17 protein-coding genes are annotated in these 16,278 nt (G+C 71.0%); 10 read left to right on the top strand and 7 right to left on the bottom strand.

What is annotated here, in order from left to right; all coding sequences use genetic code 11:
* Window positions 1–6: 6 nt before the first annotated feature.
* The 3 genes from ACYVJE_RS15720 to ACYVJE_RS15710 form a co-directional block, all read right to left on the bottom strand.
* Window positions 7–1,404, bottom strand: a complete 1,398-nt coding sequence (locus ACYVJE_RS15720) for a hypothetical protein (RefSeq protein WP_461145052.1) — start codon at window positions 1,402–1,404, stop codon at window positions 7–9.
* A complete protein-coding gene (locus tag ACYVJE_RS15715; protein WP_461145051.1) occupies window positions 1,401–2,129 on the bottom strand; it encodes an alpha/beta fold hydrolase in 729 nt (242 codons plus the stop codon). Before ACYVJE_RS15715 ends, ACYVJE_RS15720 begins: the two co-directional genes overlap by 4 nt.
* A gap of 389 nt (window positions 2,130–2,518) precedes the next feature.
* Window positions 2,519–3,046: an NUDIX hydrolase gene (locus tag ACYVJE_RS15710; protein ID WP_461145050.1), complete on the bottom strand. Its 528-nt coding sequence runs from the start codon at window positions 3,044–3,046 to the stop codon at window positions 2,519–2,521.
* 78 nt (window positions 3,047–3,124) lie between these two features.
* Between ACYVJE_RS15710 and dop the strand changes: the two genes are divergently transcribed.
* From dop to ACYVJE_RS15680, 6 genes are all read left to right on the top strand, one after another.
* Window positions 3,125–4,624, top strand: a complete 1,500-nt coding sequence (gene dop, locus ACYVJE_RS15705) for a depupylase/deamidase Dop (protein WP_461145049.1) — start codon at window positions 3,125–3,127, stop codon at window positions 4,622–4,624.
* Window positions 4,625–4,759: 135 nt separating this feature from the next.
* The gene (locus ACYVJE_RS15700; RefSeq protein WP_459156407.1) at window positions 4,760–4,951 is read left to right on the top strand and encodes a ubiquitin-like protein Pup; all 192 of its coding nucleotides are present in this window, start codon (window positions 4,760–4,762) and stop codon (window positions 4,949–4,951) included.
* A 147-nt stretch (window positions 4,952–5,098) separates the two neighbouring features.
* On the top strand, window positions 5,099–5,953 hold the full coding sequence (prcB, locus tag ACYVJE_RS15695; protein WP_461145048.1) for a proteasome subunit beta: 855 nt from the start codon (window positions 5,099–5,101) through the stop codon (window positions 5,951–5,953).
* A 77-nt stretch (window positions 5,954–6,030) separates the two neighbouring features.
* Window positions 6,031–6,825: a proteasome subunit alpha gene (prcA, locus tag ACYVJE_RS15690; protein WP_459156405.1), complete on the top strand. Its 795-nt coding sequence runs from the start codon at window positions 6,031–6,033 to the stop codon at window positions 6,823–6,825.
* A 311-nt stretch (window positions 6,826–7,136) separates the two neighbouring features.
* The gene (gene pafA, locus ACYVJE_RS15685) at window positions 7,137–8,495 is read left to right on the top strand and encodes a Pup--protein ligase (RefSeq protein ID WP_459156404.1); all 1,359 of its coding nucleotides are present in this window, start codon (window positions 7,137–7,139) and stop codon (window positions 8,493–8,495) included.
* 11 nt (window positions 8,496–8,506) lie between these two features.
* On the top strand, window positions 8,507–8,899 hold the full coding sequence (locus ACYVJE_RS15680; RefSeq protein WP_461145047.1) for a DUF6247 family protein: 393 nt from the start codon (window positions 8,507–8,509) through the stop codon (window positions 8,897–8,899).
* 240 nt (window positions 8,900–9,139) lie between these two features.
* On the opposite strand, the gene ACYVJE_RS15675 is transcribed toward ACYVJE_RS15680, so the two are convergent.
* The gene (locus ACYVJE_RS15675) at window positions 9,140–9,292 is read right to left on the bottom strand and encodes a hypothetical protein (RefSeq protein ID WP_459156402.1); all 153 of its coding nucleotides are present in this window, start codon (window positions 9,290–9,292) and stop codon (window positions 9,140–9,142) included.
* 213 nt (window positions 9,293–9,505) lie between these two features.
* Between ACYVJE_RS15675 and ACYVJE_RS15670 the strand changes: the two genes are divergently transcribed.
* The 3 genes from ACYVJE_RS15670 (at window position 9,506) to ACYVJE_RS15660 (ending at window position 11,802) form a co-directional block, all read left to right on the top strand.
* The gene (locus tag ACYVJE_RS15670) at window positions 9,506–10,153 is read left to right on the top strand and encodes a helix-turn-helix domain-containing protein (protein ID WP_461145046.1); all 648 of its coding nucleotides are present in this window, start codon (window positions 9,506–9,508) and stop codon (window positions 10,151–10,153) included.
* A gap of 36 nt (window positions 10,154–10,189) precedes the next feature.
* Window positions 10,190–10,864 carry an enoyl-CoA hydratase/isomerase family protein gene (locus ACYVJE_RS15665; protein ID WP_461145045.1) on the top strand — a complete coding sequence of 225 codons (675 nt, stop codon included), beginning with the start codon at window positions 10,190–10,192 and terminating at the stop codon, window positions 10,862–10,864.
* A gap of 83 nt (window positions 10,865–10,947) precedes the next feature.
* Entirely contained in the window at window positions 10,948–11,802 is an 855-nt protein-coding gene (locus ACYVJE_RS15660; RefSeq protein ID WP_461145044.1) for a GNAT family N-acetyltransferase, read from the top strand.
* Window positions 11,803–12,116: 314 nt separating this feature from the next.
* On the opposite strand, the gene ACYVJE_RS15655 is transcribed toward ACYVJE_RS15660, so the two are convergent.
* The 3 genes from ACYVJE_RS15655 to ACYVJE_RS15645 all read right to left on the bottom strand — a co-directional run bounded on the left by ACYVJE_RS15655 (window position 12,117) and on the right by ACYVJE_RS15645 (window position 15,281).
* Window positions 12,117–12,413 (bottom strand): hypothetical protein, encoded by a 297-nt coding sequence (locus tag ACYVJE_RS15655; protein ID WP_461145043.1) that lies wholly within the window; start codon window positions 12,411–12,413, stop codon window positions 12,117–12,119.
* A gap of 78 nt (window positions 12,414–12,491) precedes the next feature.
* Window positions 12,492–13,715: a hypothetical protein gene (locus tag ACYVJE_RS15650; RefSeq protein WP_461145042.1), complete on the bottom strand. Its 1,224-nt coding sequence runs from the start codon at window positions 13,713–13,715 to the stop codon at window positions 12,492–12,494.
* An 864-nt stretch (window positions 13,716–14,579) separates the two neighbouring features.
* A complete protein-coding gene (locus ACYVJE_RS15645; RefSeq protein WP_461145041.1) occupies window positions 14,580–15,281 on the bottom strand; it encodes an SDR family oxidoreductase in 702 nt (233 codons plus the stop codon).
* A gap of 393 nt (window positions 15,282–15,674) precedes the next feature.
* Between ACYVJE_RS15645 and ACYVJE_RS15640 the strand changes: the two genes are divergently transcribed.
* The gene (locus ACYVJE_RS15640) at window positions 15,675–16,262 is read left to right on the top strand and encodes a GrpB family protein (RefSeq protein ID WP_461145040.1); all 588 of its coding nucleotides are present in this window, start codon (window positions 15,675–15,677) and stop codon (window positions 16,260–16,262) included.
* Window positions 16,263–16,278 lie beyond the last annotated feature (16 nt).

Here is a 16,278-nt window from a genome sequence, read left to right as displayed (position 1 = left end):
GCTCGCTCAGGCGGTGGGTTCGGTGAGTTCCACCCCTCGGTGGTGCGCCAGTACCGGCGCGGCGCTCGTGAGCGCGAGCGGGGCGGGTGCGGGATGCAGGTGGCGCACCCGACTCAGCTCGTGGTGGGCGCGAACCAGGGAGGCGAAGTCCCGCGGGTAGGCCTCGAGGTCGCCCCCGGCGAGCGTGCCGACCTTGCGGGCCCGCTCGACGAGACGCCGCCACTGCTCGGCGCCGGCCAGACCGATGGACTCGGTTCCGTGCGAGAAGAGCATGAGGCGGATCTCGTCGTAGTCGCCCGCGGCGTCGAGGTAGGAGTTCAACGCGTGGTGGGAGCTTTCGGTGTTGAACGCCATCCAGAAGGGCGCAGAACCCGTGCGCAGGGCCCACCACGGCTCCATGAGCAGGAACGATTCCGCCAGCAGGCGATTGTCGGGCACGCCGCGCTCGCGGTACCACCAGCGGTGCAGCTCGGCGACCGCAGGGCTGAGCTGCTCGGGCTCGCCGAAACGCAGGCGCCGGAACGCGCACCCGTGCGTGCGGGCGAGGTCGCCCAGGTCGTCGAGCAGGGCCGGGTCGAAGCCCCACTCGGCTTCCGGGGCGCGCTCGTCGGGCGGCGGCGGGGTCCAGCCGCGCCGCGCGGAGCCGTACCGGTGCAGCAGGTCGGCCACCCGGGGCCCGCCCTCGTGGTATTCGGATTCGGAAGCGCCGCCCAGCGCTCCGAACTGGAAGCAGTGGCGCGGGCCGACGCGGGTCACCGGCCACGACAGTTCGCATTCGACGCTGATGACGGTGCCGCCCGGTTCCAGGCTGTCTCGCAGGAAGCGACGGTAGGCCGCCGGCAGGGACTGCCACTTGACTCGGAAGTAGGACATCCCGGCGATCATGAGGCGATCTTGGTTGGGATCGTGCATGTGGTGCAGGCCCAGCCGGGGGTTGGCTTGAAGCAGGTCGTGGGCGGGCTGGTGGCCCGCGTCGAGTTCCGCCCGCGGGTCGTCGCGGTCGACCCCGCGGCGGCGCACGGGCACGAGCAGCGTCTGCGGCAGCCACGGCGCGTCGAGCGCGGCGGCGAGGTGGATCAGCGCTCCGTTCGAGGAGCCGACGAACACGACCGGGTAGCGGCGCCGCGGGTAGTGGCTCACGACCCACTCGGCGAGGTCCTCGGCGTTGATCCGCCCGAGCGAGGTGCGCGGGACGGCTTCGGCGATGCCGCTGGCGGCGTAGACGCGTTCGGCGATGCTCGTGGGAAGCCGGTTGACAGCGCCCAGCGCGGAGGAGAGCAGCGGGACGGCCGAGCGCGGGACCTGCCCGAGGGCGGGAACGTCCTGACCGGCGAGGAAGTGGGACAGCGCGCGCAGCATCCCGGTGGCGGAATCGAAGGAGGCGACGGCGTGCTGGGGCTTCAACGCGGCACCTCGTCGAGGTGCCCGGCGACGTGGTCGGCGACACCGCCGGGATCCCTGAACGGAACCATGTGACCGCTCCCGGGCCAGCGGGTCAGGTGTCCGCGCGGGAGGAGCCGGGTGGCCTCCTCGGCCCACGATCGCGGCACGATCGCGTCGTGCTCCCCGCGGAGCACGAGGGCCGGGACGGTGATGCGGGGCAGCTTGTCCTCGATCCGATCGGTGAGCGCGCTGCGGAAGGCGGCCGCGATCCGGCGCGGGCCCGCGTCGATGTAGTCCCGCAGCACCAGGGCGGACAGCGCGGGCGGCTCGTGCCGGCCGTTGCGGGCCCAGCGCCCGAGCTGGCGGACGAAGCCGCGGGCCACCGGGTCGACCGTCGGGGCGATCAGGACGCAGCTGTGGACGAGTTCGGGGTGGCGCACGGCGAGGTCGGCGGTGATCTGGCAGCCGAACGAACAACCGAGGAGATGCACCGGTGCCAGGCCCGCCGCGGTGAGGAAGTCGCGAACGTGCTCGCTGAACTCGGCGACCGAGCGGGGCGGCTCGGCGCGGGCGCTGGCTCCGTGCCCGGGCAGATCGACGGCCCACGTCTGGCGGTGCGCGCTGAGCGCCGCGACCAGGGGCAGCAGCTCGCGGCTGGAGACCCCCGCACCGTGCAGGCACACGGCGGCCGGGACGCGATGCCCGGAGTGCCAACTCACCACCTGGCCGGCGGGCAGCTCGTGCACCTGACGGTGCAGCTCTCGCGTACCACTGGCTGTGATCGGTTCCTCCTTCGGACTCTTCGGCCACGTCCAGGATGAGGGGGGTCGGAGTCGCGAGCCAGCTGGGCGCGGCGCCGCGGCACGGCAGCGCTGGTGCGAACAGCCCGTGCGAGACGGCCCGCGAGGCAGCGGCCGGCCGCGCAGATCCGCGTCGCCCGCACTGCACCGGCTGCTCCGGTTTCCGCGGCGTTGTTCTTCGCGCGCTGGTCAGTACTGGGACGGTTGAGTCCGGGGGAGCAGTGGTCCGGGAACGGAAGGCTCCGGACCGGGCTGCGCGGTCCCGCTGCGGAACCTCTCGCACGGCTCTCGCTCCGGGGCGCCCGGCATCGGGTAGCCGCTGCCCCGCGGCCGCCTCAGCGGGGCTGGGCGGGGCGCTGGCCGTGCCGCCGGAACCACTCCCCGAGGAACTGCCTGCCGTCCGGCACCATCGGCCAGTCGCCGGCCTCCAGCCGACCGCGCAGCTCCTCCAGCGGCATCCACCAGCCCTCCGCGACCTCCTCGGGCTGGTGGCGCACCGGCCCGTCCCAGCGGGCCTCGTAGCAGAAGCCGTGGAGCCGCACGGTGCCGTTCACGTGCACCGAGCGGAAGGCGAACTCCGGCTGCGCGTCGATGCCGAGCTCCTCCGCGAGCTCGCGCCGCGCGGCCTGGTCCGGGGACTCCCCGGCGGCGACGACACCGCCCGCCCAGCAGTCGTGCAGGCCGGGGTAGACGTCCTTGTCCGCGGTGCGCCGGTGCACGTACACGGCCCGCCCGGTGCGCGAGCGCACGAGCACGAACGCGGCCGCGTGCCAGAGCCCCTCCCGCCGCATCCGCTCCCGCGGCGCGGCCCCGACCGCACACCCGGACGGGTCATACACGGCGACCTGCTCCCCGCTGCCCACGGGCACATCCTCGCACTCCGGACACGGCGGGAAAGCTCACACTCTGCCTACTCGGCGGAAACCCGTACGCTGCGGTATATGCGGCGGATCATGGGAACCGAGGTGGAGTACGGCATCGCTGTGCCGGGCGATTCGAGCGCCAACCCGGTGCTGAGCTCGACGCACGTCGTGCTCGCGTACGCGGCGGCGGCCGACATCCCGCGGGCGCGCCGGGCGCGGTGGGACTACGAGGTCGAGTCGCCCCTGCGGGACGCCCGCGGGTTCGACCTGACGGCCACGGCCCAGCAGAACAACGGCAACGAGGGCGACGACCTCGGGGCCGCCAACGTCATCCTGACCAACGGGGCGCGCCTGTACGTCGACCACGCCCACCCCGAGTACTCCGCGCCCGAGGTCACCAACCCGCGGGACGCGGTGATCTGGGACAAGGCCGGCGAGCGCGTGATGGAGGACGCCGCCGTCCACGCCACGAGCGTGCCCGGCACGGCACCGATCCAGCTGTACAAGAACAACGTGGACGGCAAGGGCGCCAGCTACGGCACGCACGAGAACTACCTGATGTCGCGCTCGACGGCGTTCACCACGGTCATCACGGGCCTGACGCCGTTCTTCGCCTCGCGCCAGGTGATGTGCGGGTCCGGCCGCGTGGGCATCGGCCAGGCCGGGGAGAAGGCCGGCTTCCAGCTGTCCCAGCGGGCCGACTACATCGAGGTCGAGGTCGGGCTGGAGACCACCCTCAAGCGCGGCATCATCAACACCCGCGACGAGCCGCACGCCGACGCGGACAAGTACCGGCGCCTGCACGTCATCCTCGGCGACGCCAACCTCGCCGAGACCGCCACCTACCTCAAGCTCGGCACGACCGCGCTCGTGCTGGACATGATCGAGGCGGGGGAGCGGTTCGAGGACCTGCGCCTGGCCGACCCGGTGCAGGCGGTCCACACGATCAGCCACGACCCCTCGCTGAAGCGGACGGTCGAGCTCGCCGACGGGCGGCAGTTCACCGGTCTGGACCTGCAGCGGGCGTACTTCGATCGGGCGATGCGCTTCTACGAGAAGCACGGCGGCGAGCCGGCCGACCGGGACGTGCTCAACACCTGGGGCGAGGTCCTGGACGTGCTGGCGGGCGACCCGATGGACTGCGCCGACCGGCTGGACTGGCCCGCCAAGCTGCTGCTGCTGGAGAACTACCGCACGCGCGACAACCTCGGCTGGGCCTCGCCCCGGCTGCACATGATCGACCTGCAGTACTCGGACGTGCGCCTGGACAAGGGCCTGTACAACCGCCTGGTGGCGCGCGGTTCGATGCGGCGGCTCGTCGACGAGGAGGAGGTCCGCGCGGCGGTGACCGACCCGCCGGAGGACACGCGCGCCTACTTCCGGGGGCGGTGCCTGGAGCGCTACCCGGCCGACGTCGCGGCCGCGTCGTGGGACTCGGTCATCTTCGACCTGGGCCGGGAATCGCTCGTGCGGATCCCCACGTTGGAGCCGCTGCGTGGTACCAAGGCCCATGTCGGCGATCTGCTGGAGTCCGCGCAGAGCGCCGAGGAGCTGGTCGACTCGCTCACGCGGGGATGATGCGGGAGCGTGAAGATCGAGATAATGCCCGCGAGATTCTGGGCGAACGATTGGTCGGATGGGTAATCTGCGCACGGGAGGACCACGTTCCGCCGGAGCGGTGACCTCCGCGCAATCGACCACCGGGAGGGCGACATGGCCCAGGAGAAGACGCAACGCCACGGCGACGGGGACGACGAGGAGCAGCAGGGCCCCGACGCCTCCGGTCAGGAGCAGCGGGAGAAGGTCGGCGAGGACGTCGACGCGATCCTCGACGAGATCGACGACGTCCTGGAGGAGAACGCCGAGGACTTCGTCCGCGCCTACGTGCAGAAGGGCGGGCAGTAGCCGCCCGAGTCCGGCGGGCGCCCACCGCCGGGCGTGATCGACAATTGCAGTGCGCTCCGACGACCGCCGCGACCTCCGGCCAGCGGGCCGGAGGTGCGGGGGACGTGCGCGAGCACCAGCGAGTTCGAGCAGGAGACGATGTCGCCGATGGATTCCAGTGCGACCCGAGGTTCGGGTCCGGCCTTGCCCGACGCCTACCTGGCCCCGGGGAACTCGTTCACCGATTTCCTCCGGTCCGCGGCTCCCGAACTTCTCCCGGGGAGCCAGGCGAAACCCGACGTGCGGGGGAACGGCTCCGTGGACGCCCCGCACGGGACGACGATCGTGGCGCTGACCTTCCGCGGCGGCGTGCTGCTGGCCGGGGACCGCCGGGCGACGATGGGCAACCTCATCGCGCAGCGGGACATGGACAAGCTGTTCGTCACCGATTCCTACTCCACCGTCGGCATCGCCGGCACCGCCGGGATCGCGCAGGAGCTCGTGCGGCTGTTCGCGGTCGAACTGGAGCACTACGAGAAGCTCGAGGGCGTGCCGCTGTCGCTGGACGGCAAGTCGAACAAGCTGGCCACGATGCTGCGCAGCAACCTGGCCGGGGCGTTGCAGGGGCTGGCGGTCGTCCCGCTGTTCGCGGGTTTCGACGCCGAGGCCGCCGACCCCGAGTGGGCCGGGCGCATCGTCTCCTACGACATCACCGGCGGCAGGTACAACGAGATCGGCGGGTACCACGCCGTCGGCTCCGGTTCGACGTTCGCCAAGTCGGCGCTGAAGAAGCGCTACGACCCGGAAGTGGGCGTGGATCAGGCCGTGCGGACCGCGATCGAGTCGCTCTACGACGCCGCCGATGACGACACGGCCACCGGCGGGCCGGACCTGACGCGCCGGATCTACCCCTCCGTGGTCACGGTGACCGCGGCGGAGGGGGCGGTCCGCCTGTCCGAGGAACGCGCGGCCGAGATCGTGTCCGAGGTCGTCGCGGGCCGGCAGGAGAACCCCGGCGGCTGAGTCGCCGCTGCCCGTCCGTTCGCCCCGCCGCTCGCGTCCGCACGAGGCGAGCCGATCCGACCCAGGAGTGCACAGCCGTGACGATGCCGTTCTACACCTCCCCCGAGCAGCTCATGCGCGAGCGCTCCGAGCTGGCCCGCAAGGGCATCGCTCGGGGCCGCAGCGTGGTCGTGCTCAAGTACGCCGGGGGAGTGCTCTTCGTCGCCGAGAACCCGTCCCCGACGCTGCACAAGGTTTCCGAGATCTACGACCGCATCGGCTTCGCCGCGGTCGGCCGCTACAGCGAGTTCGAGGCGCTGCGCGTGGCCGGCGTGCGCATCGCCGATGTGCGCGGCTATTCCTACGACCGCCGGGACGTGACCGGCCGGTCGCTGGCGAACACCTACGCCCAGCACCTCGGGGCGATCTTCACCGAGCAGATCAAACCGTTCGAAGTGGAGATCTGCGTGGCCGAAGTCGGCCGCACCGCCGAGGGGGACCAGCTGTACCGCCTCACCTACGACGGCTCCATCGTGGATGAGCCGCAGTACGTGGTGATGGGCGGTCAGGTGGACACGATCACCAGCAAGCTCAAGGAGACCTTCGCCGACGGCATGGACCTGGAGGCCGCCATCGGGGTGGCGATCCGGGCGATCTCGGCCGGCGGCGAGGGCAACCGCGAGGTCGGCGTCGAGCAGCTCGAGGTCGCCGTGCTCGACCGGGAACGTCCACACCGGACCTTCCGCCGCATCCGCGGCGCCGCGCTGCGCGGGCTGCTGCCGGGCGGCACCGCCGGGCAGTCCGAGTCGGACGAGGAGAAGCCCGACGGCGGCAGCGACGGCGACAGCAGCGGTGGCGGCGGTGACGGCGCGGACGGTTCGTCCAGCTCGTGACCGGGTAGCCCCGCCGCCCCGCCGCCCCGCCGCCCCGGTCCGGCCGGACCGGGGCGGCGGGGCGCACCGCCGTGGCGGGGAGCGGCCGATCCGCCACCACGGGGAGAGTGAGCTAGCTCACTGGACGCGGTGCGTGTCCACCTCCGGGGTGCCCCTTCGCCCGAATCGGTTCAGGTGCGCCGTTCGCCTGTGCGCACCGCGTGTTCGCACCCCCGGCGACGGGCGGAAATCCCGCTGAGCGGTGGGGAAAACGCCGATCAGGCCCGAACGGCGGACCGTCGTAACTCGCGATTTGCGCCTAGTGTGGAGGCATGCAGCGGCGGATCTTCGGCATCGAAACCGAGTTCGGGGTCACCTGCACCTTCCACGGTCAGCGCAGGCTCTCCCCGGACGAGGTGGCCAGGTATCTCTTCCGACGGGTGGTGTCCTGGGGACGCTCCTCCAACGTCTTCCTCCGCAACGGCGCCCGCCTGTACCTCGACGTGGGCTCGCACCCCGAGTTCGCCACGGCCGAGTGCGATGACATCACCCAGCTGATCACGCACGACAAGGCCGGTGAGCGCATCCTCGAGGACCTGCTCGCCGATGCCGAGCGGCGGTTGGCCGACGAGGGCATCGGGGGTGACATCTTCCTGTTCAAGAACAACACCGATTCGGCGGGCAACTCCTACGGCTGCCACGAGAACTACCTGGTGGGCCGTTCCGGCGAGTTCTCCCGGATCGCCGACGTGCTGCTGCCGTTCCTCGTCACGCGCCAGCTCATCTGCGGGGCGGGCAAGGTGCTGCAGACCCCGCGCGGTGCGGTGTACTGCCTGTCCCAGCGGGCCGAGCACATCTGGGAGGGCGTCTCCAGCGCCACCACGCGCTCGCGCCCCATCATCAACACCCGCGACGAGCCGCACGCCGACGCCGAGCGCTACCGGCGGCTGCACGTCATCGTGGGCGACTCGAACATGTCCGAGGTCACCACGCTGCTCAAGGTGGGCACGGCCAACCTCGTGCTGGAGATGGTCGAGAACGGCATGCAGTTCCGCGACTTCACCCTGGACAACCCGATCCGGGCGATCCGCGAGATCAGCCACGACCTGACCGGTCGGCGCGGGGTGCGCCTCGCGGGCGGTCGGGAGGCCTCCGCCCTGGACATCCAGCGCGAGTACTACTCCCGGGCCTGCGACTACGTCGCCCGGCGCGGTTCCGACCCGATGACCGACCGGATCATGGACCTGTGGGGGCGTGCGCTGGACGCGGTCGAGTACCAGGACTACTCGGGCATCGACCGGGAGATCGACTGGGCCATCAAGCTGCGGTTGCTGGACCGCTACCGCAGCAAGCACGGGCTGGAGCTGTCGAGCCCGCGCATCGCCCAGCTGGACCTGTCGTACCACGACCTGCGCCGCGGGCGCGGGCTGTTCGACATGCTGCAGCGCAAGGACCTGGTCGACCGGGTGACCGAGGACGGCGAGATCGAGGCGGCCAAGGACACCCCGCCGCAGAGCACCCGGGCCAAGCTGCGCGGCGACTTCATCGCGGCGGCCCAGTCGGCCGGGCGGGACTTCACCGTCGACTGGGTGCACCTCAAGCTCAACGACCAGGCCCAGCGCACCGTGCTGTGCAAGGACCCGTTCCGGGCGGTGGACGAACGCGTCGAGCGGCTCATCAGCTCGCTGTAACCGCTCAGGACGTGCTGTTGCACCGGCGCGGTGACGAGGACTTGGTGCTGACCACGGCCCTGCGGGCGCAGCAGGACAGCGAGGTCGTCTCGGCGAGCGCCCGCGTGTTCGCTGCGATGATGCAGCGCGATCCGGACGGGGCCCGATCGCTGATGCTCGACGTGCTGCCGCAGGCGTTCCCGTGGGTGCGGCTGCTGCCCGCGGACGACCGCACCGCGTTCATCGACGAGTTCGTCGACGCCCTGCGCGCGGTGGAGGACCTCGACAACCCGGCGGCGGTGGTGCACGTGATCACCACTTGGCGGCACACCGCCGAGGTCTGCGCCGACCCGGAGCTGCACGAGGTGCTGGCCACCGACGGTGCTGACCACGGTCCGGCCTCGGCCCCGCCGGTGGACGCATGAGCCCGAAGCGCAACGACCGAGTCGCCCCGCCGGCATCCGGGCAACACTGGGAGGTCCGGTACGCCACGAGCGAAGCCGTCAGGGGCTGTGCTGCGGTGGGGCTTTGTGGGCGGCGTTGAGCTCGACCAGCACGTTGTCCCGGTTGCCGTGCAGCAGCGATGACTGCGGGGAGCGGCAACACCAGCAGCAGCCGTCACGACAGCGCTGGGCGACGCAGCGGGAACTGCGCCGAACGCTTCCTCATGCGGGTTTGTACTGGATCAGGACCCACGCCGTGAACACGTTGCTGGAAAGCTGGACGTCGACGACCTCGATGGCGGGATCGTCCAGGAACTCGTTGACCCTCCGGTCCAACTTCTCCGGGTTGCTCGAGTAGAACGTCTTGATCTTCATGGGGCGGAACGTAGCAGGAACGACGTGCCCCGCGTGCCGGTTCCGCGAAGGGTTCTCCCACGGCTCCCCACGGGGTCACGGCACGCCGTGCCCGCCACCGCCGTACCCGCTAGCCTCACGCGCGACGCCGGGCCACGCCTGACTTCTGGCGGCCTGCGAGCGGGCGTCAGCAGCACCCTTGTTGTGGAGCATCTGCTCCATTACGCTGCGGTCGTGCCTCGACCGCGTGTACACGACCTCGATCAGGTGCTGGACGTCGCCGAACGGCTCGTCGTCGACGTGGGACCGGAGCGGCTCACCGTGCGCAGGCTCTCGACGGAGAGCGGTGTGCCCAACGGTGCGATCTACCACGCCTTCGGTTCGCTGGCGGTGCTGCGCGGGCGGATGTGGCTGCGGGCCGCGCTCGAGTTCTTGGACCTGCAGCGGGAGCTCGTCGATGAAGCGCTGGGTGCGGCACCGGCTCCCGGGGACGCGGTGAACGCCGTGGTCGCCGCCGCCGATGCGCCGGCGGTGCTCGCGCAGCGACGTCCGGCGGCGGCTGGGATGTTGATGACGGTGCGCCGGGAGCAGCTGCTCGGACCCGACCTCCCCGAGGAGCTCGCCGACTCGCTGCTCGAATTGGACCGGAAGTTGGTCTCCGAGGTGCTGTGCCGCTTGGCGTCCGCGCTGTGGGATCGGCGGGACGGTCCGAGCGTCGAGGTGATCACCACCTGCGTGGTGGATCTGCCGACCGCCCTGCTGCGCCGGGCCCTCAGCCAGGTCACCGCGGACGGCGCGGTACTGATCACCGCCGACGTGCGAGCGCGTCTGGCGGCGTCCGTGCGCGCGGTCCTCGATCGCGAACCACCGAGGCGCAGGTAAGCCGACCACGACCACTTTTCCGAGGAAGGAACTGCGATGCCCGCGTTGCACGAGCAGGACGGCGTCTTCGTGCTGGATCTCGGCGAGGACGAGAACCGGTTCTCACCGGAGTGGCTCAAGGAGGTGAACGCAGCGCTGGACGCCGTCGTCGACCACTCCGCTGCCGGCGCGCTCGTGACCACGGGGCGGGGCAAGTTCTACTCCAACGGCCTCGACCTGGAGTGGATCGTGGAAAACGCCGATCAGCTGGCCGCGTACCGCGCCGATGTGCAGGAGCTGTTGGCCCGCGTGCTGACGCTGCCGGTGCCTACGGTCGCGGCGGTGCACGGCCACGCGTTCGGCGCCGGGGCGATGCTGGCCCTGGCGCACGACTACCGGGTCATGCGCGCCGACCGGGGTTTCTTCTGCTTTCCCGAAGTCGACATCGACGTCCCGTTCACACCGGGGATGGCCGCGTTGATCCAGGGCAAGCTCACGCCCGCGGCTGCCGTCGAGGCGATGACGACGGGGCGACGCTTCGGCGGGGTGCAGGCCCGCGACCGCGGTCTGGTCGACCAGGTCGCCGACGAAGGCGCTGTGCTGCGCACGGCGGTCGAGCTCGTGCGCCCGCTGTCCGGCAAGAACCGCGACACGCTGGGGACGATCAAGTCGACCATGTTCGCCTCGGCGGTCACCGCGCTCCGCGCGCACGAACCCGCCGCGCGGCCCTGACCACCGTGGCGGCGAAGCAGGAGCACGAACGCGAACCACACCGATGCCGCCCCGAGCGGCTCGCGCGGATCTGGAAGACGGAGATGACCACCATCGACTCGATGCCCCCGCACTGCCCGCCCGAACTGCTCCGCGGAGCGAAGAAGCTCTCCGCCGGACCCGGGCTGACCGGATTGCTCTGGACCGAGGTGAGAACGCAGCTCCCCGGCCCGGCCCGCCAGTACCTGCGCGGCACGTTCCCGCCCGTCGCGGTGCAAGCGTTCACCGCGACCACCGAGCAGTACTGGCAGAACTGGCTCGCCGACGACAACCTGGACCGGCTGGCCGGTCTCGTCGTCGTGTTCGACGCCACCGGTATGCCGGTGGCGTGGGTGGCCAGCAACGACCGCCGATTCGGCGGACGCAGGTGCTTCTACGCCAACTCCGCCGGCGTGCACCCGGAACACCAGGGCACCGGGATCTCCAGCACGATCTGGCGCGCCTTGCTGCGCGCGGCGATCGCCAAAGCCGCACCACGAAGCCTGCACGCGGTGATGCGCACGGGAAATCCGCTGGTCTACGGTGCGTGGTCGGCCGCCACGGGCAGGACCGGTGCCACGTGGCCGACCCCGGATGGCGCGGTTCCGGAGCACGTCCGGCGCATCGCGGCGGACGCCGCCGCCGATCTCGGCCAGGCCGATCGGTTGGACCACGACACCTTGGTCATCACCGACGCCTACGATGACACCGAAGCCGGGCTGTGGACGCAGCGCCCCACGTCCGATCGCGCGGACATCGACGACTGGTTCGCGAGGGTCCTCGGCCCGCGCGACGCCATCGTGCTCGTCGTGTCGTTCAACCCGGTGCGCATCATGCTCGACGAGGTCCGGCGCACGGTACGCCGCACCCTGGGAATGCGCGGCAGCCCTTCCAGCCGCAGCTCGCGAGCGCGCAACTGACCGCACGGCCCGTGCTCGGACGAGCGCAGGTGTGCGCCCGGACCTCCCACACGGCGATGAGCTCGTCGGCCATGTCGAGCATGCGCTCGCTCGCGTCCATGCGGGACTGCTCGGTGGACTCGATGTGGTCCAGGCGGACCACGTCGGCGGCTTGTTCGAACGATGCGTCGTAGGTGGTGTGGTGTTCCGCCGGGAGCCCGTCGCGGTACTCCGCCGCGGGCACGATCGCGACCGGGCTGCCGCCGCGGTCCAACACGGCTCGCGCGAACTGCGGGTCGGCACCGTCGGCCAGGCAGCTCACCCCGAAAACGGCGTCAGCCGAGCCAGCCGGCTTGATCGGCAGCGATCACGGCGGGCAGCGGCAACGCCACCAGCAGCCACCACGACAGCACACGACGACGCAGGACGAGTCGCGCGCCGACGATCCCCAGCAACCCGGCGATGACGGAGGCGACCAGCAGGTCCCAGTTCTCGACGACTCGCTGTGGGCGTTGCACACCCGTGTCGAACCCCATCAGGAAAGCTAGGAACGCCGACCAGTACAAGAAGAACGCGAGCACAACGACCGCGGCGAGCCACCGCAGCACCACGTGGAGAGTGTTGTTGACCATTGCGTCCCCTGGATCGTTGGCCCTGGCGGGGTGCGGCAGCACGGCTGCCGCACCCCGCATGCTGTCACGCCGAGCGGATCAGCGTACGTACTGGTACTGGCGCGAACCGCAAACGGGCGAGAACAAGCACCTCGGGTCTTCGAATTCGTGATTGAAGATCAATTCGATGTCCCGCGTGCCATCCGCGTGGTAGTCGGTCCGGTAGAGCTGGTGGTTGGGCATCTTGTCGTGTGATCCGTAGATCCAGTGCCCACCGTTGCGGTACAGGTCCTGCTGGCTGGCGTAGGTGATTCCGGCCAGCGACGTGCAATAGGGATTGCCGACTTCGTGCTCGATGACGTTGCGGGCGTAGTTTCCGTCATTCGAGATCACGCGGGGGTGGAAATCCTCATCGCTCGCCAACCGGGTGGAGTCGTAGACGTAGCGCCCGTCGTCGGTCCTCTCGTACCGGCTGGTAGGGCTGACGCTCTTGAACGGGTTGGTGTTCTGCTGTTGCCAGTTGACCATGTAGTTGCCCCGGGTGCGGTACTGCTCGGAGTTGTACACCGGCCCGCGCCGCTGGTCACCGCTGTAGTGCCAGTCGGGCCCTCCCCACGATCCTTCGCACGGAAAGTCGGTGAAGCTCTCCGGGGCATCGACGTAGTCGCGCGGGATGTAGGTTTGGTAGTCGGTCGATGTGCGCGTAGTGGCTTGTGCGGGCTGGGAAGACTGCGTCAGTACCTCACCGACCTGGGCATCGGCCGGAACGGCGCCCGCGTTCGTCGACGGCGGCACGATTTCCACGCCGTAGCGTTTGGTCACGTCTTGCTGCGCCTTCTCAGGAGGTTCCACGGGGTCGCCTGTGATGGTGAAGCGCCCGGCGCCGCCCAAGCTTGTCGGCAGCTGGGTGCGCGTGACGGGCGAGTTGCCGAGCGGTTTCATCCCATCCGGTTGGCCCTGCTCCACTTCGTAGGAGGGCACGTTCGGAATCGCTCCCCACGCCGCTGTGGTTCCGTTCTCGGTCGTCACCGTGACCAGGGGCGTCACCCTGGATGCGGCCCGTGGCTGGGTCGCCAGAACTTCTGCGACGGTGCTGGTGCCAGCAGCGGTGGCGGCCACCAGGAGAACGTCGGTCGAGGTCGGTGCCTTCAGCGGCAGTTCGGCGCTGGTGTCTTCGCCGCGCCACAGCACCTTCTGGCTGCGATCGTCAACGAGCAGATAGTGGGTCGCGCCCTGCTGCGGTGACCAGTCCAGGTGTAGTGCCGAATCGGTGATACGCGAGTTCACCGACTCCGACGAGCCCTCTGGGGCCTTCGCCGTCACCGCAGGGGGTGGTGCGTCTTCTTCGGCGCTCGCCGTCGACAGAGTAGCCGCCGTTGTCATTGCAGCCGTGGTCGCGCTGATGGCTAATCGCCACGTGCGACGGTGAATTCGTCGCGCCGTACAAAGTCATTCCCTCCAGTAGTAGCGATCGGCGGCCCCCATGCCGCGAGATCGCATCTGCGGAGGTTGGGGACTCGGCACCAACAGCATCCACACGATCACCCGGAATTCACTCGATTGGCCGCAGAGACCGGCTACGCAGCATGCTGGTCTACTCGGCAGGTTTCACCGGCCGGGCCGCGTCGGCGCGTACACCGGAGACACGCCGCTGCCCAGCAGAACGCGGGTCAGCACCGACGGCATGTGCGGCTCGAGCGTACGCAGCGCGGGGTAGATGAGGGCGAGTACGGCCGCCACCGAGACCGTCTCGGCGGCCCCGCCGAACGGGCGGTGATCCAGTCGGGGGCGGCGAGGGCTCCGCTGCTGTCGATGATCGCCGCCCACACGACGGGGACGGTGGTGCGCAGCCACGATCGGGTGCGGTGGGTCAGGTCGTGCGGCATGGCTGGAACCTTCCGTGCGGTTACCGTTGCGCGCCGCCGCTGGTGGTGTGCTTCGCGTGCTGTGTTGCGAACTTCGCCGTCTGGGCTTCGGTCTTGGCCTGCTCGCCTTCCGCTCGGGCGGCCGCGCTCATCGAGCTGTAGGTCCTGGTGCCGGCGGCAGCTGCCCTACCCGGGTGGCGTCCCCGGCCGTCCAGGCCTCGGCGGGCGGGGCTTCCGACGCGTCCCGCTCGTGCAGCGGGAACGTCGTGGCGTGCTGCCGCGGCTTGCGCCGCGCTGCCGGACCAGCTGCGCCCGACCGCCCTCAGCGCTCGGGGTCCTGCCCGGTGGGGCGGATGGTGATCTCGTTGACGTCGACGCTGTCGGGTTGGCCCAGCGCGTACAGCGCAGCGCCGGCGACGTCCGCGGCGCGCAGCTTCGGCACGCCCTGCCGCGCGGCGGTCATGTCGGTTTCGACCATGCCGGGCTGCAGCAGGGTGACGCGCACGCCGGTGCCGACGCACTCGGCGCGGATGTTCTGCGCCATGCCGGTCACGGCCCACTTGGTCGCGGAGTACAGGCTTCCCGGGCGGGTGCCGCGGCCCGCGTTGGAGCCGGTGAGCAGCAGGTGCCCGCGCGCCCGCGTGAGCGCTGGCAGCGCGGCCCGGGCGGTCAGCGCGGCGCCGAGCACGTTGGTGAGCACGAGCTCGCGCCACTGCTGCGGCTCGACGCCCTCCTCGTCGAGGAAGGAGGTCGGCGCGTTCGTGCCGGCGTTGCCGAACACGGCGTCGAGCCGGCCGAAGCGGGACTCCGCCTCGGCGATCGCGGTGGTCAGGCTCGCCCAGTCGGTCACGTCGCAGGGCCAGGCCGCAGCGCGGTCGGATCCCAGCTCGTCGACGAGCGCGCTCAGCGCTTCCACCGAGCGGGACAGCAGCGCCACCCGGTAGCCGGAGGAGGCCGCCAGGCGCGCTGCGGCCTCGCCGATGCCGCGGGAAGCTCCGGTGATGAGCAGCACGGGTTCGGACATGCCGCCAGCCTAGACGCCCGTGGATCTCCGCGGGGACTCCCCGCGGAGGCGCGCCGTCCGGTTGGCGGAGTCCCCGCCCGGGCGGACAGCCGTGGAACTCCCCGGTCTTCACCGCTTCGAGGAAGGCGTCCCACTGCCCCGGGTGGTGAGGTAGCCGGCGCCGCGTCCGTGCCGCGGCAGCGCCCCACCGGTCTCGGGTGCGCCCCGAGCGCCCGGCCCAGTGGGCACCTCCGTCCCGCTCCTGCGAGGGGGGAGTGATGTCGGTACCGGGTGTTGCGCGCGCGGAGTGCGTTGGCGCCGAGCGGAAGGGCTTCCGCCGAGCCGGAGATCCCCGCCGCGGGGTAGGCTGAAAGGCCCTGCACCGGGGCGGTTCTCGGGGGAGAGGTGGTGCTCGTGTCGAACGTGGACGGACCCGGTGGCGCGGGTCGCAGCGACGAGGAGATCCAGCAGGTCACCGCGGGCGAGGTGGTGCCGCACGCGGGCACGATCGCCCTCGTGGACCACGACCCGGAGTGGTCGCGGCTCTTCCGGCGCGAAGCCGAGCGGATCAGGGGCGCGCTGGGGCGGACCGCGGTGCGGGTCGAGCACGTCGGTTCGACCGCCGTCGCCGGGCTGCCGGCCAAACCGGTCATCGACGTCCTGCTGGAAGTGCCGGATCCGGCCGACGAGCCCTCGTACGCGCCCGCCCTCGGAGCCGCCGGCTACGTGCTGCGCATCCGCGAGCCCGACTGGTTCGAGCACCGCTTGTTCAAGGGTCCGGACACGGACGTCAACCTGCACGTGTTCAGCTCCGGTGCGGCCGAGGCCGAACGGATGGTGCGCTTCCGCGACCGGCTCAGGGCGGACGAGGCCGACCGGGAGGCCTACGCGCGCGTCAAGCGCGAGTTGGCCGGGCACGTGTGGCGGCACGTGCAGCACTACGCCGACGCCAAGGCCGCGGTGGTGCAGGAGATCCTGGACCGGGCCGACGCAGTCCGGTAGCCGAGTCCCGCGCCGC

This window comes from Salinifilum aidingensis (genome assembly GCF_054782015.1).
Note: the sequence above shows the minus strand (reverse complement) of the source record. Positions and strands in the feature narration are given on the sequence as shown.